Genomic DNA, 23,653 nt, shown 5'->3' on the forward strand with positions numbered 1-23,653 from the left:
CCATGGAGCGGCCCGGCGGGCGGCTGGTGGGGTAAGCCCCACCCCGGGTGTCAGGGCGAGCGGCGGATGAGGAGGAGGGCGCGGTCGTCGTTGACGTCCTTGGCGACCTTCTCGATGAGGTGCCAGGCGGCGCCGTCCCAGCCGGCGGCGACATAGCGGTCGGCTTCGCCGGTGAGGCGGTCGATGCCTTCGCTGATCTCGCGGTCGGCGGTCTCGACGAGGCCGTCGGTGAAGAGCATGAGGACGTCGCCGCGCCGCAGGTTGCCGCGGGCGGGTTCGAATGCGGCGCCGTCGTAGACGCCGAGCAGCGGGCCCTCGCCGGCGACCTCCTGCCAGCGGCCGGTGCCCGCCGAGAGCTGGAGGGCGGGGAGGTGTCCGGCGGACAGCAGTTCGTAGTCGCCGGTCTCCAGGTCGAGGACGAGGTGGATGGAGGTGGCGAAGCCCTCGTCCCAGTCCTGGCGGAGCAGGTAGCCGTTGGCGGCGGGGAGGAACTGCTGGGGCGGGAGGGCGCCGAGGAGGCCGCCGAAGGCGCCGGAGAGGAGGAGGGCGCGGGAGCCGGCTTCCATTCCCTTGCCGGAGACGTCGGTGAGTACGACTTCCAGGGTGCGGCCGCCGTTGGTGCGGGCGGCGACGACGAAGTCCCCGGAGAAGGACTGGCCGCCGGCCGGGCGCAGGGCCATCTCGCGGTGCCAGCCGCGGGGCAGGGCGGGCAGCTTGCTCTGGACCCGGATGCGTTCGCGGAGGTCGAAGAGCATGGTGCCGCCGCGTCTCCAGGGCACGCCGACGCGGCTGCGGAACTGGGCGATGACCAGACCGAAGAAGCCGCAGGCGGCCACCACGAGCACGGTTCCGGGGGTGACCCGGGCGGGGCCCTGGGTGTAGGGGCCGAGGACGAGGGCCTCGACGATCAGGGCGGCCGCGGCGGCGGCGTACAGCCCGAGGAGGCTGGCGGGGCGCAGCAGGAGGCCGCCGGCGACGATGGGCAGGACCAGGGCCGACGGGGAGAACCAGACGGGCATCAGCAGGGTGCCGCAGGCTATGGCGGGGACGGTCAGGAGGAGGCCGGCGAAGGCGAGCCAGTCGGAGGCGTCCCCGCGGAAGTAGTCGACGGCGGATTTGCGCAGGGCTGTGCGTGCCCGGTGCGAAAGCATGCGCATCCGGGCCATGAACGTTTCCACGCGCGCTCCGGCCATTGCTTCGGGACCATATCCATCCTGGCTGTGACTGCGCAGGGGGACCCCCGGACCAATGGCACTTCGCGGGGCGAAAACCCTTCGACTGCGGCGGACGGCCCGAGTGAGGATGACGGCGTGGCTCTTGAGACGAGGGTTTTGAAGCGGAATGAGTGGGATGTCTGGTTCGATCATCTGGAACTGGCGTTCGGTGGCGTGACCGAGCCGACAGCGGCCCGGGAGCTCTTCCGGTCGCTGACGGAGCTCGACCGCTCCCTCGGCGTCTGGGACGGCGAGGACTGCGTCGGCTCCGCGTCGGCCTTCGGTTTCCGCCTCTCGGTGCCGGGCGGGGCCCTGGTTCCGGCCTCGGGCGTGACCATGGTCGGCGTCGCGCCGACCCACCGCAGGCGCGGGGTGCTCACGTCCCTGATGCGCCGCCAACTGGACGGCATCCGTACGGGTGAGGAGCCGATCGCCGTGCTGACGGCCTCGGAGCCGGAGATCTACGGCCGCTTCGGGTACGGCACCGCCGCGTACTCCACGGCCGTCGACATCGACACCACCCGGGTACGCCTCTCCGTGCCGCCGGGGACGGACGCGGTGCGGCTGCGGCTCGTGGACCCGGAGAAGGCCCTCGCCGACTGCGAGCGGGTCTACGCCGGCCTGGTCGCGGGCCGCCCGGGCATGCTCGCGCGGCAGCCGGGCTGGGAGCGGCAGGCGCTGTTGGACGTGCCGGAGCTCCGGGACGGGGCCTCGCCGCTGAAGTGCGTGGTGGCCGAGGACCCGGACGGCGGGGTGACCGGGTACGCGCGCTACCGGGTCAAGCCCGACTGGGAGCTGACCGGCTCGGACGGCAAGGTCGAGGTCGGCGAGGTGCACGCGCCGGATCCGGCGGTGTACGCGGCGCTGTGGCGCTACCTCTTCGAGATCGACCTGACCTGGCGCGTACGGGCGTACCGGCGGCCGGTCGACGACCCGCTGCTGCACCTGGTCAGCGACATCCGGCGGGTCCGGGCGCAGCAGCGGGACGCGCTGCACCTGCGGCTCGTGGACCTGCCGGCGGCGCTGGAGGCGCGGGCGTACGGGGCCCGGGTGGACGTGGTGCTGGAGGTGGAGGACGCGTTCTGTCCGTGGAACGCGGGGCGGTGGCGGCTGGCCGCCGGTGCCGATGGCGGTGGGGCGGTGCGGTGCGTGCGTTCGGAGGACGCCGCGGACCTCGCGCTGTCGGTGCGGGAGCTGGGCTCGGCGTACCTGGGCGGGGTCACGCTGACCTCGCTGGCGGCGGCCGGGCGCGTGCGCGAGCTGCGGGCGGGGGCGCTGCGGGAGGCCTCGCGGGCCTTCACCGGCGACGTGGCCCCTTGGCTCCCGCACAACTTCTAGCCGGCACGGCGGCGTGCGGTGCCGCTGCGCGGGGCGGAGATGCCCCCTACACCGCGCGCGGCTAGCGCTGCTGGCAGGCGGGGCACCAGAAGAGGTTGCGGGCGGCGAGGTCGGCGGTGCGGATCTCGCCCCCGCAGATGTGGCAGGGCATGTTCGCCCGTCGGTAGACGTACACCTCGCCGCCGTGGTCGTCCACCCTCGGCGGGCGGCCCATGGCCTCGGGGAGGTGTTCGTCGCGGACGGTGTCGATGCGGTTCTTGCGGACGCCCTCGCGCATCAGCACCACCAGGTCGGCCCACATCGCGTCCCATTCGGCACGGGTGAGGTCCCTGCCGAGCCGGTAGGGGTCGATGCCGTGCCGGAAGAGGACCTCGGCGCGGTAGACGTTGCCGACGCCCGCGACGATCTTCTGGTCCATCAGCAGGGCGGCGATGGTGGTCCGGCTGCGGGAGATCCGGGTCCAGGCGCGGCCGGGATCGTCGGCGGGGCGCAGCGGGTCGGGGCCGAGGCGGTCGTGTATCGCCTTCTTCTCGCCCTCGCCGATCAGCGCGCAGGCGGTGGGGCCGCGCAGGTCGGCGTAGTGGTCCTCGTTCAGCAGGCGCAGCCGGACCGTGTCGGTGGCCGGCGGGGCCGGGGCGGGGCCGAAACCGAGCTTGCCGAAGAGGCCGAGGTGGATGTGGATCCAGGCGTCGCCCAGCTCCAGGAAGAGGTGCTTGCCGTGTGCCTCGGCGCCCTCCAGCTCCCGCCCGTCGAGCAGGGCCGCGCTCTCGGCGAAACGGCCCTGGGGGCTGCTCACCCGTACCGGGCGGGCGGCGAAGCGCTCGGTGTGGTCCTGGGCGAGGCGGTGGATCGTATGCCCCTCGGGCACGGCGGCGCTCCTACGTCGGTGCGTGCCGCCGGACGGGGGTCCGGCGGCACGGGGGCCTACTGGTCCTGCGGGTGGTGGGCCGGGATCGGGGGGAGCTCGCCGGTGGTCTCGTACGCGGAGAGCATGTCGATGCGGCGCGTGTGGCGCTCCTCGTCGGAGTACGGGGTCGCCAGGAAGGCCTCGATGAAGCCGGTGGCCTCGTCCTGGGTGTGCATCCGGCCGCCGACGGAGATGACGTTGGCGTTGTTGTGCTCGCGGCCGAGCTTCGCGGTCTCCACGCTCCAGGCGAGGATGGCGCGGACGCCCTTGACCTTGTTGGCGGCGATCTGCTCGCCGTTGCCGGAGCCGCCGATCACGATGCCGAGGCTGTCGGCGTCCGCGGCGGTCTTCTCCGCGGCGCGCAGGCAGAACGGCGGGTAGTCGTCGACGGCGTCGTAGATGTGGGGCCCGCAGTCGACGGGCTCGTGGCCGTTGTTCTTGAGCCAGTCCACGAGGTGGTTCTTGAGCTCAAAGCCGGCATGGTCGGAACCGAGATACACGCGCATGGGTCGAGTGTGGCATGCGCGGTCCCCGGAGAGGGCAGAGGGGTGTCGCATAAATCACTTCTAAACCTCAAGTAAACCCAAAGAACGCAGACAGGAGGGGTCGGGACCTTGATCCCGGGTTGGGGGCCTTGGGTAACTATCGGAGGAAGGTCTTCCGTACTGGCGGGAAATCGGGTTTGAATGCCGGAACTCTCCACCCGAGAACCCTAAGGATTCGTCCATGAGCACGACGACGACCCTTCAGAAGGCAGGCGACCCGACCGGCGAACCCGGTTCCGCCCAGCCCTCCGACGGTCTCAAGGCCGGTCTCAAGAACCGCCACCTCTCCATGATCGCCATCGGCGGTGTCATCGGCGCCGGCCTCTTCGTCGGCTCCGGCGGCGGCATCGCCAAGGCCGGCCCCGCCATTCTGATCTCGTACGCCCTCGTCGGCGCGATGGTCGTCTTCGTGATGCGGATGCTGGGCGAGATGGCCGCCGCGAGCCCCAACTCCGGCTCCTTCTCCGCCTACGCCGACCGCGCTCTGGGCCGCTGGGCCGGCTTCTCCATCGGCTGGCTGTACTGGTTCTTCTGGGTCGTCGTCCTGGCCGTCGAGGCCACCGCCGGCGCCGTGATCCTCGAAAGCTGGATCCCCGCCATCCCGCAGTGGGGCTGGTCCCTGATCGTCATGGCGGTGCTGACCGCCACCAACCTCGGCTCGGTCGCCTCCTACGGCGAGTTCGAGTTCTGGTTCGCGGGCATCAAGGTCGTCGCCATCGGCGCCTTCGTGATCGTCGGCATGCTCGCCGTCTTCGGCGTCCTGCCCGGCTCGGACAACCCGGGCGCCGGCTTCGCGCACCTCACCGACACCGGCGGGTTCATGCCCAACGGCTGGGGCTCGGTCCTCACCGGTGTGCTGATGGTCGTCTTCTCCTTCATGGGCAGCGAGATCGTCACCCTGGCCGCCGGCGAGTCCGAGGACCCGCGCCGCGCCGTCACCAAGGCCACCAACTCGGTCATCTGGCGCATCGGCGTCTTCTACCTGGGGTCGATCTTCGTCGTCCTGACCCTGCTGCCGTGGAACGACAAGTCGATCGTCGACAAGGGCTCGTACGTCGCGGCCCTCGACTCCATCGGCATCCCGGCCGCCGGCCAGATCATGAACGTGATCGTCCTGACCGCCGTGCTGTCCTGCCTGAACTCGGGCCTCTACACCGCCTCCCGCATGGCGTTCTCGCTGGGCGAGCGCGGTGACGCCCCCAAGGCCTTCGCCAAGGTCAACAAGCGGGGCGTGCCGATGGCGGCCATCCTCGGCTCCACCGTCTTCGGTTTCGTCGCCGTCGTCTTCAACTACACGAACCCGGACACCGTCTTCAGCTTCCTGCTGAACTCCTCCGGTGCGATCGCGCTCTTCGTCTGGCTCGTCATCTGCCTGACCCAGCTGCGCATGCGCAAGATCCTCGTCGCCGAGGCCCCCGAGAAGCTCACGGTGAAGATGTGGCTCTTCCCGTACCTGACCTGGGCCACCGCCGCGATGATCACCTTCGTCCTCGGCTACATGGTCTACGACAAGGACAACCGCCAGACGGTGCTGTACTCCCTGCTCGTCGCCGGCATCGTGATCGCGGTCGGCGTGGTGCGCAACTCGCGCCGCAAGGGCGAGCTCGCCGCCGAGCCCGCGGCCGACGCGGTGACCGACGCCGTCTGACCGGCCCCGCACACGACAGCAGCCCCGGACCGCCCGCTCGCGGTCCGGGGCTGCTGCGCAGGCACCGGCGGCAGGGCCGTGGGTGCTCAGCCGCGGTGGCCGGCCAGCTTCCAGGCGGCCGGCAGCGCGCCCATGGCCAGCGCCGCCTTGAGGGCGTCGCCGACGAGGAACGGGACCAGGCCCTTGGCGACGGCGACGTCCAGGGACATCCCGGTGACGGCCATCAGGTACGGCACGCCCACCGCGTAGATCACCGCGGAGCCCAGCACCATCGTGCCCGCCATCCGCAGCACCGAGCGGTCGCCGCCGCGCCGCGCGAGGGCGCCGACGAGGGCGGACGCCAGCAGCATGCCGAGGACGTAGCCGAAGGTGGCGCCGCCCGCACCCGAGGCACCGTCCGCGAACCACGGCACGCCGGCCATGCCGGCCAGGGTGTAGAGCGCGAGCGACAGGAAGCCGCGGCGGGCGCCGAGCGCGGTGCCGATGAGCAGCGCCGCGAAGGTCTGTCCGGTGATCGGGGCGGCCAGGCCGTCGACCTGTACGGAGATCTGCGCGGCCAGGCCCGTGAGCGCGGCTCCGCCGACGACGAGGGCGGCGTCCTTGACGCGGCTCGCGGGCAGCAGGTCGGCGAGGACGGCGCCGGGCCGGAAGGAGGCGGAAACGGTGCTCATCGGAGGCTCCGGAAGGTGGGGTGGTCGGGCAGGACACCGCGACGTTAGCCGTCACCACAGGGCCGACCCACCACCGACCGGGACAAAGCCATACTGTCCGGTTTGGTGGAGACCGCACAAAGATGCAGCCTTACACCCGACGTGAAGTGATCCCGATCACGGCGCACATTCGACGGCACATCCTTTTTGCTCCCGGGGGTTCACTCCAGCCAGACTGTAGGTTCCCGCCAATCCCCCTGCATACCCTGCCCGTCCCGCCCATCCCTTGCGCAGCCCCCGGCGTCGCTTGCCTACCGAGAGTGCGAATCTGCTCATGCGTGAAGACCCGTCCGTCACCGGGACCGAGCTGCCCCCGGAACCCCTGAGCCACAGTCTCAAGCAGCGCCACCTGACCATGCTGGGCCTCGGCGGCGTGATCGGCGCCGGCCTCTTCGTCGGCTCCGGCGCCGGCATCGGGATCGCCGGGCCCGCGATCATCTGCTCGTACCTGCTGGCCGGCGCGCTCGCGATGCTGGTGATGCGGATGCTCGGCGAGATGTCCGCCGCGATGCCCGCTTCCGGCTCCTTCTCCGTGTACGCGGAGAAGGCCCTCGGGCGCTGGGCAGGCTTCTCGGCGGGCTGGCTGTACTGGTTCCTGCTGGTGGTGGTGCTCGCGGTGGAGGCGACCGGTGCCGCGAACATCGCGCACGGGTGGGTGCCCGCGGTCGACCAGTGGCTGTGGGTGCTGATCTTCATGGTGGTCTTCACCCTCAGCAACCTGACCGCCGTCCGGAACTTCGGCGAGTTCGAGTTCTGGTTCGCCGCCCTCAAGGTCGGCGCCATCGTGCTGTTCCTGATCCTGGGCACCCTGGCGGTCTTCGGCCTGCTCCCCGACACCGAGCCGGTGGGGATGGCCAACCTGACCGGGCAGGGCGGCTTCTTCCCGGCCGGTGTCGGCGGGGTCATCGCCGGCATGCTCGCGGTGGTCTTCGCCTTCGGCGGCCTGGAGGTCGTCACGATCGCGGCCGCCGAGTCGGACGACCCGGCCAGGTCCGTGTCCCGCGCGGTGCGCAGCGCGGTGTGGCGCATCCTCTTCTTCTACGTCGGCTCGATGCTGATCATCGTGAGCCTGCTGCCGTGGGACTCGCTGAAGCCGGGCGAGAGCCCGTACGTCGCCGTCCTGGACTCCATCGGGATCCCGGCGGCCGGCCAGATCATGAACATCGTGGTGTTCGTGGCGCTGCTGTCGGCGCTGAACGCCAACCTGTACGGCGGCTCGCGCATGGTGTTCTCGCTGGCCGAGCGGGGCGAGGCGCCGAAGTCGCTGCTGAAGGTGTCGGCCAGCGGGGTGCCGACGCGGGCGGTGCTCGCTTCGGTGGCCTTCGGCTTCGTGTCGGTGGTGCTGAACCTGCTGTGGCCGGACACGGTCTTCCTCTACATGCTCAACGCGGTCGGCGCGGTGCTGCTGTTCGTGTGGGCGCTGATCGCGGTCTCGCAGCTGCGGCTTCGGCCCCGCCTGGAGCGGGACATGCCGGAGCGGCTGACGCTGCCGATGTGGGCGTTCCCGTACCTGACGTGGGCGGCGCTGGCGGGGATGGCGGCGGTGCTGGTGCTGATGCTGTTCGACGACTCGGCGCGGCCGCAGCTGCTGTGGTCCTCGGGCGCGGCGGCCCTCGTGCTGCTCGTGGCGTGGTACCGGGAGGTCCGGGACCGGCGGTCCTGACCGTTCGGCAGGCAGGCGGCAGGCCCGGGACTTCGGTCCCGGGCCTGTTCCGGTTTCCGGGGCGGGCGGTCACGTCCGGTGAGAGCGGTGTCCGGATAATGGACGAGGAACGTCCGATAACCGGACGCTCGGCAGACTGACCCCATGAGTCAGAGCACCACCACCGCACCTCCCGAGGGGCGGGCCCCCGCGCCCTCGCCCGCGCAGGCCGGGTCCCCCCTCGGCAACGGCCTCAAGCAGCGCCACCTTTCGATGATCGCCCTCGGCGGGGTCATCGGCGCCGGGCTGTTCGTCGGCTCCGGCGCCGGCATCGCGGCCGCAGGCCCCTCGATCGTGCTGGCGTACGCCGTGTCGGGGCTGCTCGTGATGTTCGTGATGCGGATGCTCGGCGAGATGTCCGCCGCCAACCCGGCCTCCGGCTCCTTCTCGGTGCACGCCGAGCGGGCCGTCGGGCCGTGGGCCGGCTTCACCGCGGGCTGGATGTTCTGGACCCTGCTGGTCGTGGGCGTGGCCATCGAGGCGATCGGCGCGGCGCACATCCTGGCGGGCTGGTTCCCCGGCACCCCGTCGTGGATGTGGGTGCTGGTGCTCATGGTGGTCTTCACCGTCGCCAACCTGGGCGCGGTGTCGCGCTTCGGCGAGTTCGAGTTCTGGTTCGCCGCCCTCAAGATCGGCGCCATCGCGCTCTTCCTGGGCCTGGGCGTGCTCGCCGTCCTCGGTCTGCTGCCCGGTACCTCCTCCCCCGGCGCCGGCAACCTGCTGCACGACGGCGGCTTCCTGCCCAACGGGGTCGACGGCCTGCTGGTCGGCCTGCTCGCCTCGGTGGTCGCGTACGGCGGCCTGGAGACGGTGACCATCGCGGCCGCCGAGTCCGAGGACCCGGTCAAGGGCGTGGCCAAGGCCGTGAGGACCACCATGTGGCGGATCGCGATCGTCTACGTCGGCTCGATGCTGGTGATCGTCACCCTGCTGCCCTGGAACGACCCCTCGGTCACCGAGCACGGCCCGTACGCGGCGACCCTGGACCACCTGGGCATCCCCGCCGCCGGCCAGATCATGAACGTGGTGATCCTGATCGCCCTGCTGTCCGCCATGAACGCCAACATCTACGGCTCCTCGCGCATGGCCTACTCCCTGGTCGCCCGGGGCCAGGGCCCGAAGGCGCTGGGCAAGGTCTCCGGCGGGGTGCCGCGCCGGGCGGTGCTGGCCTCCGCGGGCTTCGGGTTCGTCACCGTCCTGCTGTCCTACTGGTACCCGGACACCCTGTTCGCCTGGCTGCTGAACATGGTCGGCGGGGTCATCCTCATCGTCTGGGGCTTCATCGCCGTCTCGCAGTTCGTGCTGCGCCGGCGCCTGGAGCGCGAGGCCCCCGAGAAGCTGGTCGTGAAGATGTGGGGCTTCCCGTACCTGACCTGGGTGGCGCTGGCGGGCGTCGCCGGCGTGCTGGTGCTGATGGTCCTGGGCGAGGACACCCGGACGCAGGTGGTCTTCACCGGCGGGCTGACCGCGGTCCTGGCCGCGACCGGGTACGCGATGCAGCGCCGGGCGGCGCGCGGCTGACGGCCCGACAGCCCTTCCTCCAAGAGGCGGACCCCGTGTGCGACGCGGGGTCCGCCTCTCTTCGTACAGAGGCAACCCTTACGTGTGGCCCGGAATAGATACTGCTAGCGTGCAGTTGCGCATTAGTTGCAATTAGCGATTGACACGCCGAGGGGACCGGACAACACGCATGGCCATCTACACGCTTCCTGAGCTTCCTTACGACTACGCGGCCCTGGAGCCGGTGATCAACCCGCAGATCATCGAGCTGCACCACGACAAGCACCACGCGGCCTACGTCACGGGCGCCAACACCACGCTGGAGCAGCTGGAGGAGGCGCGCGACAAGGAGAACTGGGGCGCCCTCAACGGCCTGGAGAAGAACCTGGCGTTCCACCTCTCCGGCCACATCCTGCACAGCATCTACTGGAACAACATGGCCAGCCCGAAGACCGGCGAGGGCGGCGGCGAGCCGACCGCGGCCGACGGCGTGGGCGACCTGGCGGACGCCATCACCGAGTCCTTCGGCTCCTTCGCCAAGTTCAAGAAGCAGCTGACCTTCGCGTCCTCCGCGACGCAGGGCTCCGGCTGGGGCGTCCTCGCGTACGAGCCCGTCAGCGGCCGCCTCGTCGTCGAGCAGGTCTACGACCACCAGGGCAACGTGGGCGTCGCCAGCACGCCGATCCTGGTCTTCGATGCCTGGGAGCACGCCTTCTACCTCCAGTACAAGAACCAGAAGGTGGACTTCATCGAGGCCATGTGGAACGTCGTCAACTGGCAGGACGTGGCCAAGCGCTACGCCGACGCCAAGGCGAACACCCCGCTGCTGATCCCCGCCAAGGGCTGATCGCACCCCCAGACCCGCCCGCCTCGTGATCGTCTTCTCAGCCTTCGCGTGCGGGCGTGTTCAGCGGAAGACCCCCGTGAGGACGTGACTCACGGGGGTCTTCTGTGCGTACGGGGCCGGGGCCGGACTACTCGAAGGACGGGCCCTTGGTGCGGGTGCGCTTGATCTCGTAGAAGCCGGGGGTCGAGGCGACCAGCAGGGTGCCGTCCCACAGGCGGGCGGCGGCCTCGCCGCGCGGGGCGGGCGTGACCACCGGGCCGAAGAAGGCCACCTCGTCGCCGTCGGCGCCGGGCACCGAGATCACCGGGGTGCCGACCTCCTGGCCGACGCGCTCGATGCCGTCGTTGTGGGAGTCGCGCAGGACCTGGTCGTACTCGTCGGAGTCGGCGTAGGCGAGCAGCTCGGCCGGCAGGCCGACCTCCTCCAGGGCGTCGGCGATGACCTCGCGGGTCGCGCCGCGGTCCTCGTTGTGGATCTTGGTGCCGAGGGCGGTGTACAGCTTGCCGGTGACCTCGTCGCCGAACTTCTGCTGGGCGGCGACCACCACGCGCACCGGGGCCCAGCCCTTGGGGCCGAGCAGCTCGCGGTAGCGCTCGGGCAGCTCGTCGAGCTTGTCCTCGTTGAGCACGGCGAGGCTCATCACGTGCCAGCGGACTTCCACGTCGCGGACCTTCTCCACCTCCAGCATCCAGCGGGAGGTCATCCAGGCCCAGGGGCAGAGCGGGTCAAACCAGAAGTCGACCGGCGTCTTCTCGCGCACCTGGGTGTCGGTCATGGCTCTCCTCAAGTCACATAAGGCGTCACGGGGCATGTTCCTATCCGCCAACCAGGCCGGGACCGCCCGCATTCCCCGTGGGAGGATTCGAGCGAAGACCGTGATCACGCACGAAGGAGTGCAACGTGCCCGGAGAGAACCTGTCCCGCGACGAGGCCCGCGAGCGGGCCGAGCTGCTGTCCGTCGACGGGTACGAGGTGGTCCTCGACCTGACGTCCGCGGTGGACGAGGCCGAGCCGGCCGAGGGCCCCCGGACCTTCCGCTCGGTGACCACCGTGCGCTTCCGGGCCGCCGTCCCGGGCGCGTCCTCCTTCGCGGACCTGATCGCCCCCTCCGTGAACTCGGTCACCCTGAACGGGCGCGCGCTGGACCCGGCCGCCGTCTTCGACGGGGCGCGGATCGCGCTGGCGGGGCTGGACTCCGAGAACGTCCTGGTCGTCGACGCGAACTGCGCGTACAGCCGGACCGGCGAGGGCATGCACCGCTTCGTGGACCCGGAGGACGGCGAGGTCTACCTCTACACCCAGTACGAACCGGCGGACGCCCGCCGCGTCTACGCCAACTTCGAGCAGCCCGACCTGAAGGCGCCGTACCGCTTCGAGGTGACGGCGCCCGAGGGCTGGCAGGTGTGGAGCAACGGCGTCGAGGAGTCCCGCGAGGGGCAGACCCGGCGCTTCGCCGAGACCGCGCCCATCTCCACGTACATCACCTGCGTGGTGGCGGGGCCCTACCACTACGTCACGGACACCTACACGCGCGGGGACCTGACCATCCCGCTGGGCGCGATGTGCCGCAAGGGGCTGGCGAAGCACTTCGACGCCGACGACGTGTTCCTCGTCACCAAGCAGGGCTTCGACCTCTTCCACGAGATCTTCGACTACCCGTACCCCTTCGGGAAGTACGACCAGGCCTTCGTGCCGGAGTACAACCTCGGCGCGATGGAGAACCCGGGGATGGTGACCTTCCGCGAGGAGTACATCTTCCGCGGGAAGGTCACGCAGGCCTCCTACGAGCGGCGCGCGAACGTCATCCTGCACGAGATGGCGCACATGTGGTTCGGCGACCTGGTCACCATGAAGTGGTGGGACGACCTGTGGCTGAAGGAGTCCTTCGCGGACTTCATGGGCTCCTTCGGGCTCGTCGAGGCCACCCGTTTCGACCAGGCCTGGGTCACCTTCGCCAACAGCCGCAAGGCATGGGCGTACCGGGCCGACCAGCTGCCGTCCACGCACCCGATCACGGCCGACATCCGTGACCTGGAGGCCGCGAAGCTGAACTTCGACGGCATCACGTACGCCAAGGGCGCAGCGGTGCTCAAGCAGCTCGTCGCGTACGTGGGCCGGGAGGCGTTCCTGGACGGCGCACGGCGCTACTTCAAGGCGCACGCGTACGGGAACACCACCCTGGACGACCTCCTGTCGGTGCTCGGGGAGGTCTCCGGGCGGGACATGGCCGAGTGGTCGCGGGCCTGGCTCCAGACGGCGGGCGTGAACGCGCTGGCGCCGGTGGTGACCTCCGACGCGGCCGGGCGGCTGACGGAGCTGGCGGTGGTCCAGGAAGGCGAGCAGCTCCGTCCGCACCGGGTGGCCGTGGGCCTGTACCGGCTGGAGGCGGACGGGTCGCTGGCACGCTACGCGCGGGCCGAGGCCGACGTGTCGGGCACCCGGACGGTGGTCGCGGAACTGGCCGGGCTGGAGCGGCCGGACCTGGTCCTGGTCAACGACGAGGACCTCACGTACTGCAAGATCCGCTTCGACGAGGCCTCGCTGGCGACGCTGCGCGGGCACCTGGGCGACCTGACGGACCCCCTCGCCCGGGCGCTGTGCTGGTCGGCGCTGTGGAACCTGACGCGTGACGCGCTCATGCCCGCGCGGGACTTCGTCTCGCTGGTCCTGGCGCACGCGGGCCGGGAGACCGACGTCGGCGTGCTCCAGCAGCTGCACGCGCAGGCGCTGAGCGCGGTGACCCACTACACGCCGGCGGAGCGTCGCGAGCAGACCGGGCGGGACCTGGCGGCGGGCGCGCTGCACGAGCTGCGGCTGGCCGAACCGGGGTCGGAGCACCAGCTGACCTGGGCCCGGTTCTTCGCGGCGAGCGCCGCGACCGAGGGCGACTTCCAGCTGCTGCTGGGCCTGCTTGACGGCACGGCGCGGATCGACGGGCTGGAGGTCGACCAGGAGCTGCGCTGGGACTTCCTGCTGCCGCTGGTGGCGCACGGTGCGGCGGACGAGGCGGCGGTGGAGGCCGAGCTGACCCGGGACGACACGGCTTCGGGCAAGCGGCACCAGGTGCGGTGCCTGGCCTCCCGGCCGTCCCCGGCGGTCAAGGACCAGGCGTGGGCGGCGGTGGTGGAGTCGGACGCGCTGTCGAACGCGCTGGTGGAGGCCACCATCGACGGAATGCAGCAGGGCTCGCAGCGCGAGCTGCTGGCGGGCTACTCGGAGCGCTACTTCGAGGTGATCGAGCGGGTCTGGGCGCAGCGCTCGATCCAGATCGGCATCCACGTGGTGAAGGGGCTCTACCCGATGCTCCAGGACGCGCAGGGCACGGTCGACGCCACCGACGCGTGGCTCGCCGCCCGCCCGGACGCGGCCCCCGCGCTGCGCCGGCTGGTGCTGGAGTCCCGCGACGACCTGGCCCGTGCCCTGCGCGGCCAGGCCTGCGACGCGGCCGCGGGCTGATCCACGTCCGGCAGGGTGCGGGCCCGGCGGCCCCGCACCCTGCCGCCCCCGTGTGCGGTGGTTCCCGGCCGACCTCGGTCAGCCGGTTGAATCCTCGCCCGGTCACACGGCCGGCGGTACCTGTGAGGTCATAGGGTGATCAGACGCAGCGGGCCCTTTCGGCACTCGAACGCCCGTACTTTAGCCCCGGCTTGTCCGGATTTGTCGACGGGCGTGTAACAGGGGTTAGCAAGGCCATGGCCTGAGGGAATCACCGCGTCATGAACCAGAACGCACCCCTCCCCCTCGCCCACCTCACCGCCAGCCGCCCCCGCGTGCTGACCCTCGCCCAGCTGCGCGAGCACGGCGTCAGCGCCTCCGAGGCAGCCGGGCGGCCCTGGCAGCAGGTGCTGCCCGGGGTGTTCCTGCTCCACTCCGGCCCCGCGACCAGCGAGGAGCGGCTGCACGCCGCCCTGCTGTACGCCGGCCGGCGCGGCGGCGGCGAGGTCATGATCACCGGGCTGGCCGCCCTCGCGCTCTACCGGTTCTCCGCCACCCCCGCCCTGCTCGCCCTCTCCCACATCGACGTGCTGGTGCCGAACACCCGCCGCCTCCGCTCCACCGGCGACGTCCGCATCGTCCGCGCCCACACCCCGCCCCGCCCCATGGAGGTGACCGGGCTGCCGGTGGCCCCGGTGGCGCGGGCCGTCGCCGACGCCGTCGCGCAGGTCTCCGACGCCGGCACCGTCCGCCGCATCCTCAGCGAGGCGGTGCGCGGCGGACACTGCGAACCGGCCGCCGTCGTAAGGGAGCTGACGGTGGCCCGGCTGCTGACCCGGCCGCACGTCGTCGACGCCGTCGAGTCCCTCCTCGCGGAGGGCCGGGCCATCGCGGAGGACCGGCTGTACCAGCTCGTACGCGGCTTCGAGCTCCCCGAGCCCGTCTGGAACGTGGACCTGCGGCTGCCCGGCGGCCCGCACCTCGGCGGGGTCGACGCGTACTGGCCCGAGCAGGCCGTCGCCATCGAGATCGACACCCGCGCGCCGCGCCAGGGCGAGGACGAGGACTGGTCGGAGGCGGTCCGCAAGCGGGAGACCCTGGAGCGCCTGGGGGTGACCGTCCTGTACCTGACGCCCCGCAAGCTGCGCGACTGGCCCGAGCAGCAGGCGGCGGTCGTCCGGACCGCCCTGACGGCGTCCGGGGACCGCGAGCCCGCCGCCTACCTGGTCGTACTGCCGAGGTGAGGCGGGTTGGCCGGGGAGTACTCCGGGGCGCTCCAGAGCAGCCGCCCGGGATGCAGGGCCTCCACCACCGCCTCCACCCGGAAGCGCACGGCGCGGCTCCCGCCGGGGCCGTACTCGGTCCGGGCCCGCCCGCTCAGCTGGAGCAGCCCGCCGCCCTCCCAGTCGGGGAAGAGCAGCCCGGCCCGCTCGTCGGCGGCGAGGTTGCCCAGGGTCAGGAACATCGCGTTGCCCGCGTAGTCCGGCCAGAGCAGCTCCGTCGGCGAGAGCACCTCCACGAAGCCCGGCATCCCGCCCCGGTGACTGGCGTCGGCCCCGTCCGCCTCGGCGGTGGTGGCCACGAAGAAGGTGTCGGCGGCGCGGACCGCCCGCTCCTGGCCGACGGTGAGCGCGTCCCCGCGCCGCACCACACCGGGTCCGTCGGCCACCAGCTCCAGCGGCTGCCGCTTCTGCAGGTACTTGGGGCAGTTGGAGAACACCTGCTCGGCCTCCACCGCGAAACCGCCGGGCGTCACGGCGAGGGTCCCGTTGAGCCGCATCCGGCGCCGGGTGCGCGGGTCGAGGGAGATCGTGCCGACCCGGGTGCCGGCGGCGGCCAGCGCCCCGGCCAGCGGGTCGCCCTCCGGGAGGCCCCCCGAGACCCGGATCCGGTCCGGCCCGGTGGCCCGTACGAAGCCGGGCGCGCCGGTGAGCAGCGAGGCCCACAGCCGCCCCGCGCCGTCTGCGGCGCCGACGACGAGGTGGGGCTGCTGGGCGAGGAAGGCCGCCGCGACGTCGCGGACGCCCGCGCCGATGGAGCGGCCGACGTGCTCGGCGAGCTCGCGTACGCCGACCCGTTCCTGGACGGCCAGCGAGCCCTGGTGGTACCGGCCCATGACGGCCCCCAATCCTTGAGTTTCTAGAAGAAGCCGCAGGTCGGAGCATCCGCCGTGGGGGCGGGAGCGCCCTGCGCCCCGGTGGGCACGGAGATTTCCAGGCGGGTGCCGTCCGGGTCGTGGAAGAAGATCCCCCCGGAGGCGGCGCCCTCGCGGTGGGCGACGACGCCCTCGTACGCGAACTCGACGCCGAGGCCGCGCAGCCGCTCCTCGTACGCCCGGACCTCCTCGATCGCGCCGGCCGAGAACGCGAGGTGGTGCAGTCCGGCGGCCTGCGGCCGGTACGGACCCTCCGCCTGCTGCCAGAGGGTCAGGACCAGCTCGCCGTCCTGCCCGAGGAAGGCGAACCGGCGGCCCTCCTCCTTGCCCTCGCCCAGCAGCGCGAAGCCGAGGGCGTCGCGGTAGAAGGCGAGCGAGCGGTCCAGGTCGGTGACGTTGAGGCCGACGTGGCCGGTGCGGAGCGCGCCGGTGGTGGTGGCGGTCGACATGAGGGTTCCCTTCCCCGAGGTTCCAGGGGTCCGGGAATGCCGGGCCCCGAAGATCTAACCTTCTAAATCGAGATTAAGGGTTAGAGCGAAGCCCGTCAACCGGTCACGTACCCTTGAGGGGTTAGCGACGCGAGGAGACGGACATGACGGCACCGACCACGGACCCGCGCCCGCTGACCGGAGAGCCGGTCTCCCTCGACCTGCTGAACACGCGCTGGATGCTGGACGGCGAGATCGCCGACCTCTTCGCGGGGACCTTCGGGCTGGGCCGGCTGGAGGGGCTGGCCCTCTGGCTGGAGAGCGCCGGCCTGGCCGACCGCTTCCGCGCCGACAAGTCGACCCTGGTCCACCTGCTGACCGCGCGCGAGGCGATCGCCCGCGCGGTCGCGGACCCGACCGACGAGAGCGCGCGCTCCCTCGTGGACTCCGTACTGGAGCACGGGCGGATCCGGGCCACCCTCACCGCCGAAGGCCCCGGCGAGCGCGCCGAGTTCGCCGACCCCTCCTGGGGTCCGGCCTGGACGGCCGCCCGCGACTACCTCGGCCTGCTGGCCACCGCGCCCGACCGGATCCACAAGTGCGCCTCGGAGACCTGCGTACTGCACTTCCACGACACCTCGCGCAACGGCACCCGGCGCTGGTGCTCCATGGCCGCCTGCGGCAACCGCGCCAAGGCCTCGCGGCACTACGCGCGCACGCGCGAGCGCTGAACGGTCGGAATCTGTCACACCGGTCTTGAGACGGAAGGCCGATCCTTCCCCGCAAGACGGTCGGAAAGTCGATAAATCAACTCACCGGGCACTGCGAGTCGCCCCGGCTTGCCCCGGCATGTCCCCAGTGGCGGACACTCCGCACTGACGGGAACCCGCCATGTCAGGTCTCAGTCAATGACAACCCTCCCCAAACAGCTGTCACTTGAGCAAAGCTGACCGGTCATCCGGCACCGAAATCCGGACCGTATCTTTCACTTAGCCAGGGATGCTGATGACCCTCGACTCCCCCAGCTCCACCACCGGGGCCATACCCGGCACCAGGCGCGCGGCCCGCGTCGCGGCGGCCGCGGGCCTGGTGGCCGCCCTCTGCGCCACCGGCGCGGTGCCCGCCTTCGCGGCGGCCGGCGACGACCCGTGGACGACCGCCCCGGTCAAGTCCGCGGACCAGAAGCTCGGTTCGGCCGACGCCGAACTGCTCCAGGAGGCCAAGGCCAAGGGTGACGCGACCGTCACCGTCATGGTCGCGACCGCCCCCGGCCAGACCAAGCAGGTCGCCGACCAGCTCGACGCCGTCCAGGGCGCCTCTGTCGGCCAGACGTACGACAAGCTCGGCTACGTACGCGCCACCCTGCCGACCGACAAGGCGGAGGCCGCGCTGAAGGCGGCCGCCAAGCTGGAGTCCGTGCACGGCATGGACCTGCGGCACGAGATCCGGCTGCCGGACCCGCGCCCCGAGGCGAGCAAGGACGGTTCGGCCAAGAAGACCGCCGCCGAGGCCTACCCGGCGCCGGACAAGAACACCCCGGCCAAGAACCCGTACAACCCCTCGTTCGAGACCGGCTCGGTGGACTTCGTCAAGAAGAACCCGCAGGCCGACGGCCGTGGCGTGACCATCGGCATCATGGACTCGGGCGTCGACGTCAGCCACCCCGCGCTGCAGAAGACCACCACCGGCGAGCGCAAGATCGTCGACTGGGTGACCGCGACCGACCCGATCACGGACAACGACGGGACCTGGCGCGCCCAGATCACCCCGGTCACCTCCGCGGGCGGCGCCTTCACCGCCGGCGGCCAGAGCTGGAAGGCCCCCGAGGGCAGCTTCCAGTGGAGCCGCTTCAGCGAGTCGATCACCGCCAACGGCGACATGAAGGGCGACGTCAACCGGGACGGGGACACCACCGACCGGTTCGGCATGCTCTACGACGCCGCCGCCGGCACCGTCCGCGTCGACACCGACCAGGACGGCGACTTCACCAACAACGAGCCGATGAAGCCCTACAAGGACGGCTTCCAGATCGGCTGGTTCGGTACGGACAACCCGGCGACCGAGGTCGCGGAGCGGATCCCGTTCACCATCGAGATCCGCAAGGACGTCCCGATGGACCCGCTCGGCGGGGACTGGGTCGGCAAGAAGGCCGACTTCGTCAACATCGGCATCATCGAGTCCGAGCACGGCTCGCACGTCGCCGGCATCACCGCCGCCAACGGCCTGTTCGGCGGCCAGATGAACGGCCAGGCGCCGGGCGCCAAGCTCGTCTCCTCCCGCGCCTGCTCCTGGTCCGGCGGCTGCACCAACGTCGCGCTCACCGAGGGCATGATCGACCTCGTCGTCAACCGCGGCGTCGACATCGTCAACATGTCGATCGGCGGCCTGCCGGCGCTGAACGACGGCAACAACGCCCGCTCCGAGCTCTACAAGAACCTCATCGACACCTACGGTGTCCAGCTCGTCATCTCGGCGGGCAACGAGGGTCCGGGCGTCAACACCATCGGCGACCCCGGCCTCGCCGACAAGGTCGTCTCCGTGGGTGCCGCGGTCTCCAAGGAGACCTGGGCCGCCAACTACGGCTCCGGCGTGACCAAGAAGTACAACATGTTCCCCTTCTCCTCGCGCGGTCCGCGTGAGGACGGCGGGTTCACGCCGACCATCACCGCCCCCGGCGCGGCCATCAACACCATCCAGACCTGGCTGCCCGGCGCGCCCGTGAAGGAGGCCGGCTACAACCTCCCCGCCGGCTACGGCATGCTCCAGGGCACCTCGATGTCCTCGCCGCAGGCGGCGGGCGCCAGCGCCCTGCTGATCTCGGCCGCCAAGCAGGCGAAGATCGCCCTGCCGCCGGCCAACCTGCGCGTGGCGCTGACCAGCACCGCCAAGAAGATCGACGACGTTCCGGCCCACGCACAGGGTGCCGGTCTCATCGACATCCCCAAGGCGTGGGAGTCCATCCAGCGCGGCGCCAAGGCCGACGAGTTCACGGTCAAGGCCCCGGTCGACACCGCGCTCGACCAGTTCCTGAAGACCCCGGGCTTCGGCACCGGCGTCTACGACCGCGAGGGCGGCCTCAAGGTCGGCCAGAAGAAGGTCTACGACGTCGTCGTCACCCGCACCACCGGCGTCAAGTACGGCACGCGGCACAACATCAGCTGGCGCAACAACGACGGCAGCTTCAAGGTCGTCGGCGGTGGCGGCTACGACTACGTCACCCTGCCGCTGAACAAGCCGGTCACCATCAAGGTCGAGGCCAACGTCAAGTCGGCCGGCGTCCACAGCGGCATCCTGCAGCTCGACGACCCCACCACCGAGGGCGTCGACAAGCAGATCCTGGCCACGGTCGTCGCCGCCACCCCGCTGGCGAAGCCGTCCTTCACGCTCTCGGACAAGTCCTCCGTGCAGCGCAACAGCCACAAGTCGTACTTCGTGACCGTCCCGCAGGGCGCCAAGACCCTCGAGGTCGCCCTCGGCGGGCTCGCGGCGGGCAGCCAGACGCGCTTCATCTCGATCCACCCGTACGGCACGGGCGTCGAGGACAGCGCGACCACCCAGTGCTACCCGAACTACGACAACCCGGCCAACCAGTGCCGCCCCGACCTGCGCTCGTACGAGAACCCGCAGCCGGGCGTCTGGGAGATCGAGGTCGAGTCGCGCCGTACGTCGCCGCTGCTCGACAACCCGTTCAAGCTGGACGTCTCCGTCCTCGGCGCGGGCTTCGACCCGGCCGTCAAGGTCCTGCCCGAGGTCAAGCAGGGCACCCCGGCGCCGGTCCAGTGGACCGTGAAGAACGACGCCGCCGCCATCTCCGGCGGCAAGCTCCAGGGCGGCCCGCTCGGCTCCGCGAAGGTCGACAAGCCGACCATCGCCGCCGGCGAGACCAAGACCACCGAGGTCACCGTCGGTGAGGGCGCCTCCCGCCTGGACGTGGCGATCAACAAGCCCTCGGACACCGCCGCCGACCTCGACCTCGAGGTCTACAAGGACGGCGTCAAGGTCGGCTCCTCCGCCGACGGCGACTCCGACGAGTCCGTGAGCCTGCTCAAGCCCGCCGCCGGCACCTACACCATCAAGGTCATCGGCTACGCGATCCCGGCCGGCACCACCACGTACGACTACCGCGACGTGTACTTCTCCGCCGCCCTGGGCTCCGTCCAGGTCGACGAGGCCGCCGCGGTCAACCTCGCCACCGGCGCCTCCGCGCAGGTCTCGGCGAACGTCCTGGTGACGGGCGCGGCCCCCGAGGGCCGCCAGTTCTTCGGCCAGGTCCAGCTGCTCAACGCCCGCGGCACCGCCGCCGGCACCGGCAGCGTGCAGATCGACAAGGTCATCCCGTAACGGTGTGACCTGCTGAACGCATGACGGAGGGGCGGTGCTCGACCGAGCACCGCCCCTCCCGTTTCCCCCGTCGCGCCGCCTACTTGCCCAGCGTGCGCAGGGACTCGGCGTACGTGCCGACCGCGTGGGCGATCACGTCCAGGTTGGTGTCGAACGCCTTGAGGTCGATGTTCTTCAGGTCGTCGCCCGCCCCGTGGTAGTTCGGATCGTACGCCGCCCCGGCCGTGCCGCCGTAGCGCTTGGCCTGCTCGGCGGTCTTGACGCCCTCGGCGCCGGTGAAGGTGCCGCCCGCCGGGATGCCGTTCTCGATGAACGGGCCGTAGTCGGAGCGGCCGTCGAAGTCACTGCCCTCGTGCGGCTTGCCCTTCTTGTCCAGGAAGCCGTTGATCAGCGCCTCGATCTGCGCCGAGCCGGCCGGTCCGGCGCCCGCGCCGGTCCTGTCCGAGTCGTCGCCGTCGTAGACGAACTGCACCGGGTTCGGCGAGGCGATCATGTCGAAGTTCAGGTAGAGCGCGATGTCCTTCTTCTGCTTGTCGGACAGCTGCGCGACGTAGTGCTCCGAGCCCAGCAGGCCCAGCTCCTCCGCCGACCACCAGGCGAAGCGCACCTTGTTGGCGGGCGCCTTGTTCTTCTTGTTGGCGCCCTCGTCGGCGAGCTTGAGCGCGACTTCGAGGAGGCCTGCCGAGCCGGAGCCGTTGTCGTTGATGCCGGGGCCCTCGGGGACCGAGTCCAGGTGGGCGCCGACCGTCACCACGCGGTCGGCGCGGCCGCCCCGGGTCTCGGCGATCACGTTGCGGGTGGTCTTCTTCACGTGCTCCTGGTCCAGGTCCAGGCGCACCTTCACCTCGCCCTCGGCGGCTGCCGCGGCCAGCGCCTCGCCGTCGGCCAGGGTGATGCCCGCGCTGGGGATGATCCCCTCGGCCGGGGAGGAGAACCCGCCGCGGACCGGGGCGGTGCCGCTGTGGTTGTAGACGATCACGCCGATCGCGCCCGCCGCGGCGGCGGCCCGCTGCTTCTCCACGAAGGTGCAGGCACCCCGCTTGACCAGGGCGATCTTCCCGGTGAAGGCGCCGGCCGGGTAGTCGTCGGCGGTGCAGCCGGGGGTCTCGTCGACGCGGGCGAGGGCGAGCGGGGCGGCCAGGCCGCCGGCCGGGGTGGACCTGGTGAAGGTGAAGGCCGCGGTGGCCAGCTCGCGCGGCTGGTCGCCGAGGACGGTGGTCTTCTCCGTCTTCGTGTGCGCCTCGTAGATGTCGAAGTCCTGGTAGGAGACCTCGTACCCGGCCTTCTTCAGGGTGTCGTGGACGTAGGCGGCCGAGGCGGCGTGGCCGGGGGTGCCGGCGGCGCGGTTGCCGCCGTTGGCGTCGGCGATCTGCTGGAACTTCGCCAGGTGGCGGTGGGCCCCGCGCGCGGTGACCTCCTCCACCAGCTCCTGGGCCAGCCTGCCCTCTCGCGGGTGGGCGCCGGCCGGGGTGGCGGTCAGCAGCACGGGCGCGGCGACGGCGGCCGCGGCGAGGGCGGCGAGGGCCGGTATGGACCGGCGGCGGCTGTGGCGGTGGCGGATGTCCGGCACGGTGGATCTCCCCGAGGGTGGTGTTTCGGCTTCTGGTGCGCCGCGTCCGGATAACGATCACGGCTGAACCGGAAGCTAACCGGCCTTGACCAGGCAAAACGGACGTTGAAGGGTCCGTTGACGCGGCCGTCACACACTCGTCACGGGAGTTCACGGCTCCGACACTGTCCGCACCTCGGACAATGGATTGGACAAGCCTCGTGGGGTCGAACGCATGATGGCCTCGCGCGCGCCAGCGTCCACGTATTTGAAGGAGTCACCGTGAGGGTCGGAATCGTCGGAGCCACCGGACAGGTCGGCGGAGTCATGCGCGGGATCCTCGCCGAGCGGAAGTTCCCGGTGGACGAGCTGCGGCTGTTCGCCTCGGCCCGTTCCGCCGGCTCCACCATCGACTGGCAGGGCCGGGAGATCACCATCGAGGACGCCTCCACGGCCGACTACTCGGGCCTGGACATCGTGCTCTTCTCCGCAGGCGGCGCCACCTCCAAGGCCCTCGCCGAGAAGGTCGCCTCCCAGGGCGCCGTCGTGATCGACAACTCCTCCGCCTGGCGCAAGGACCCCGAGGTCCCCCTCGTGGTCTCCGAGGTCAACCCGCACGCGATCAAGAACCGCCCCAAGGGCATCATCGCGAACCCGAACTGCACCACCATGGCCGCCATGCCCGTGCTGCGCCCGCTGCACGAGGAGGCGGGGCTCACCGCCCTGATCGCCACCACCTACCAGGCCGTCTCCGGCTCCGGCGTGGCCGGCGTGGCCGAGCTCGACGGCCAGGTCAAGGCCGTGGCATCCGAGGCGACCAAGCTGGTCCACGACGGCGAGGCCGTCGACTTCCCCGAGCCCGGCGTCTACAAGCGCTCCATCGCCTTCAACGTGCTGCCGCTGGCCGGCTCCATCGTCGACGACGGCTCCTTCGAGACCGACGAGGAGCAGAAGCTCCGCAACGAGTCCCGCAAGATCCTGGAGATCCCCGGGCTCAAGGTCTCCGGCACCTGCGTGCGCGTCCCCGTCTTCTCCGGCCACTCGCTCCAGGTCAACGCCCGCTTCGAGCGTCCGATCAGCGTCGAGCGCGCCTACGAGCTGCTGAAGGACGCCCCGGGCGTCGAGCTGTCCGAGATCCCCACCCCGCTCCAGGCCGCCGGCAAGGACGCCTCGTACGTGGGCCGCATCCGCGTGGACGAGACAGTCGACAACGGCCTCGCGCTGTTCCTCTCCAACGACAACCTCCGCAAGGGCGCCGCGCTGAACGCCGTCCAGATCGCGGAGCTCGTCGCCGAGGAGCTGCGCGGCTGACACCCGTGTCGTGAACGGAGGGG

Annotated in this window: 18 protein-coding genes; 10 read left to right on the forward strand and 8 right to left on the reverse strand. The window is 71.2% G+C overall.

The features are described 5' to 3' along the window. Positions 1-50 precede the first annotated feature (50 nt). The gene (locus tag ACZ597_RS33390; RefSeq protein ID WP_471338715.1) at positions 51-1,193 is read right to left on the reverse strand and encodes a SpoIIE family protein phosphatase; all 1,143 of its coding nucleotides are present in this window, start codon (positions 1,191-1,193) and stop codon (positions 51-53) included. A gap of 117 nt (positions 1,194-1,310) precedes the next feature. Between ACZ597_RS33390 and ACZ597_RS33395 the strand changes: the two genes are divergently transcribed. After that, positions 1,311-2,552: a GNAT family N-acetyltransferase gene (locus ACZ597_RS33395; RefSeq protein ID WP_471338718.1), complete on the forward strand. Its 1,242-nt coding sequence runs from the start codon at positions 1,311-1,313 to the stop codon at positions 2,550-2,552. Positions 2,553-2,613: 61 nt separating this feature from the next. Here the strand turns inward: ACZ597_RS33395 and ACZ597_RS33400 are convergent, their stop codons facing one another. Both ACZ597_RS33400 and ACZ597_RS33405 read right to left on the reverse strand, forming a co-directional pair. Beyond that, positions 2,614-3,420 carry an Fpg/Nei family DNA glycosylase gene (locus ACZ597_RS33400; RefSeq protein ID WP_471338720.1) on the reverse strand — a complete coding sequence of 269 codons (807 nt, stop codon included), beginning with the start codon at positions 3,418-3,420 and terminating at the stop codon, positions 2,614-2,616. A gap of 56 nt (positions 3,421-3,476) precedes the next feature. Next, positions 3,477-3,965, reverse strand: coding sequence for a ribose-5-phosphate isomerase (locus ACZ597_RS33405; protein ID WP_471338722.1), 489 nt, complete (start codon positions 3,963-3,965; stop codon positions 3,477-3,479). 220 nt (positions 3,966-4,185) lie between these two features. Between ACZ597_RS33405 and ACZ597_RS33410 the strand changes: the two genes are divergently transcribed. Continuing rightward, positions 4,186-5,652 carry an amino acid permease gene (locus tag ACZ597_RS33410; RefSeq protein ID WP_471338724.1) on the forward strand — a complete coding sequence of 489 codons (1,467 nt, stop codon included), beginning with the start codon at positions 4,186-4,188 and terminating at the stop codon, positions 5,650-5,652. Between the two features lie 86 nt (positions 5,653-5,738). On the opposite strand, the gene ACZ597_RS33415 is transcribed toward ACZ597_RS33410, so the two are convergent. Further along, positions 5,739-6,323 (reverse strand): biotin transporter BioY, encoded by a 585-nt coding sequence (locus ACZ597_RS33415; RefSeq protein ID WP_471338726.1) that lies wholly within the window; start codon positions 6,321-6,323, stop codon positions 5,739-5,741. A 313-nt stretch (positions 6,324-6,636) separates the two neighbouring features. Here ACZ597_RS33415 and ACZ597_RS33420 point away from each other — a divergent pair, with 313 nt between their 5' ends. From ACZ597_RS33420 to ACZ597_RS33430, 3 genes are all read left to right on the forward strand, one after another. Next, positions 6,637-8,025: an amino acid permease gene (locus ACZ597_RS33420; RefSeq protein ID WP_471338728.1), complete on the forward strand. Its 1,389-nt coding sequence runs from the start codon at positions 6,637-6,639 to the stop codon at positions 8,023-8,025. A gap of 144 nt (positions 8,026-8,169) precedes the next feature. Further along, positions 8,170-9,585 (forward strand): amino acid permease, encoded by a 1,416-nt coding sequence (locus tag ACZ597_RS33425; protein WP_471338730.1) that lies wholly within the window; start codon positions 8,170-8,172, stop codon positions 9,583-9,585. A gap of 169 nt (positions 9,586-9,754) precedes the next feature. Then, positions 9,755-10,411 (forward strand): superoxide dismutase, encoded by a 657-nt coding sequence (locus ACZ597_RS33430; RefSeq protein ID WP_405980679.1) that lies wholly within the window; start codon positions 9,755-9,757, stop codon positions 10,409-10,411. Positions 10,412-10,538: 127 nt separating this feature from the next. Here the strand turns inward: ACZ597_RS33430 and ACZ597_RS33435 are convergent, their stop codons facing one another. Further along, complete coding sequence (locus ACZ597_RS33435; RefSeq protein ID WP_471338733.1) at positions 10,539-11,186, reverse strand: mycothiol-dependent nitroreductase Rv2466c family protein; 648 nt, start codon at positions 11,184-11,186, stop codon at positions 10,539-10,541. 125 nt (positions 11,187-11,311) lie between these two features. Between ACZ597_RS33435 and pepN the strand changes: the two genes are divergently transcribed. Both pepN and ACZ597_RS33445 read left to right on the forward strand, forming a co-directional pair. Then, positions 11,312-13,867: an aminopeptidase N gene (gene pepN, locus ACZ597_RS33440; protein WP_471338735.1), complete on the forward strand. Its 2,556-nt coding sequence runs from the start codon at positions 11,312-11,314 to the stop codon at positions 13,865-13,867. Between the two features lie 260 nt (positions 13,868-14,127). Then, positions 14,128-15,090 carry a hypothetical protein gene (locus ACZ597_RS33445; protein ID WP_471338737.1) on the forward strand — a complete coding sequence of 321 codons (963 nt, stop codon included), beginning with the start codon at positions 14,128-14,130 and terminating at the stop codon, positions 15,088-15,090. Here ACZ597_RS33445 and ACZ597_RS33450 read toward each other — a convergent pair. Both ACZ597_RS33450 and ACZ597_RS33455 read right to left on the reverse strand, forming a co-directional pair. Further along, on the reverse strand, positions 15,066-15,962 hold the full coding sequence (locus ACZ597_RS33450) for a pyridoxamine 5'-phosphate oxidase family protein (RefSeq protein ID WP_471338739.1): 897 nt from the start codon (positions 15,960-15,962) through the stop codon (positions 15,066-15,068). The genes ACZ597_RS33445 and ACZ597_RS33450 overlap by 25 nt on opposite strands. Before the next feature lie 23 nt (positions 15,963-15,985). Then, on the reverse strand, positions 15,986-16,450 hold the full coding sequence (locus ACZ597_RS33455; RefSeq protein ID WP_471338741.1) for a VOC family protein: 465 nt from the start codon (positions 16,448-16,450) through the stop codon (positions 15,986-15,988). Positions 16,451-16,593: 143 nt separating this feature from the next. Between ACZ597_RS33455 and ACZ597_RS33460 the strand changes: the two genes are divergently transcribed. Further along, positions 16,594-17,160: a CGNR zinc finger domain-containing protein gene (locus ACZ597_RS33460; protein WP_471338744.1), complete on the forward strand. Its 567-nt coding sequence runs from the start codon at positions 16,594-16,596 to the stop codon at positions 17,158-17,160. A gap of 274 nt (positions 17,161-17,434) precedes the next feature. Then, a complete protein-coding gene (locus ACZ597_RS33465) occupies positions 17,435-20,770 on the forward strand; it encodes a S8 family serine peptidase (protein ID WP_471338746.1) in 3,336 nt (1,111 codons plus the stop codon). Between the two features lie 79 nt (positions 20,771-20,849). On the opposite strand, the gene ACZ597_RS33470 is transcribed toward ACZ597_RS33465, so the two are convergent. After that, complete coding sequence (locus ACZ597_RS33470; RefSeq protein WP_471338748.1) at positions 20,850-22,340, reverse strand: M28 family metallopeptidase; 1,491 nt, start codon at positions 22,338-22,340, stop codon at positions 20,850-20,852. Positions 22,341-22,601: 261 nt separating this feature from the next. Between ACZ597_RS33470 and ACZ597_RS33475 the strand changes: the two genes are divergently transcribed. Further along, positions 22,602-23,630 (forward strand): aspartate-semialdehyde dehydrogenase, encoded by a 1,029-nt coding sequence (locus tag ACZ597_RS33475; RefSeq protein ID WP_471338750.1) that lies wholly within the window; start codon positions 22,602-22,604, stop codon positions 23,628-23,630. Positions 23,631-23,653: the final 23 nt, after the last annotated feature.

Source organism: Streptomyces sp. NPDC040718 (genome assembly GCF_055593565.1).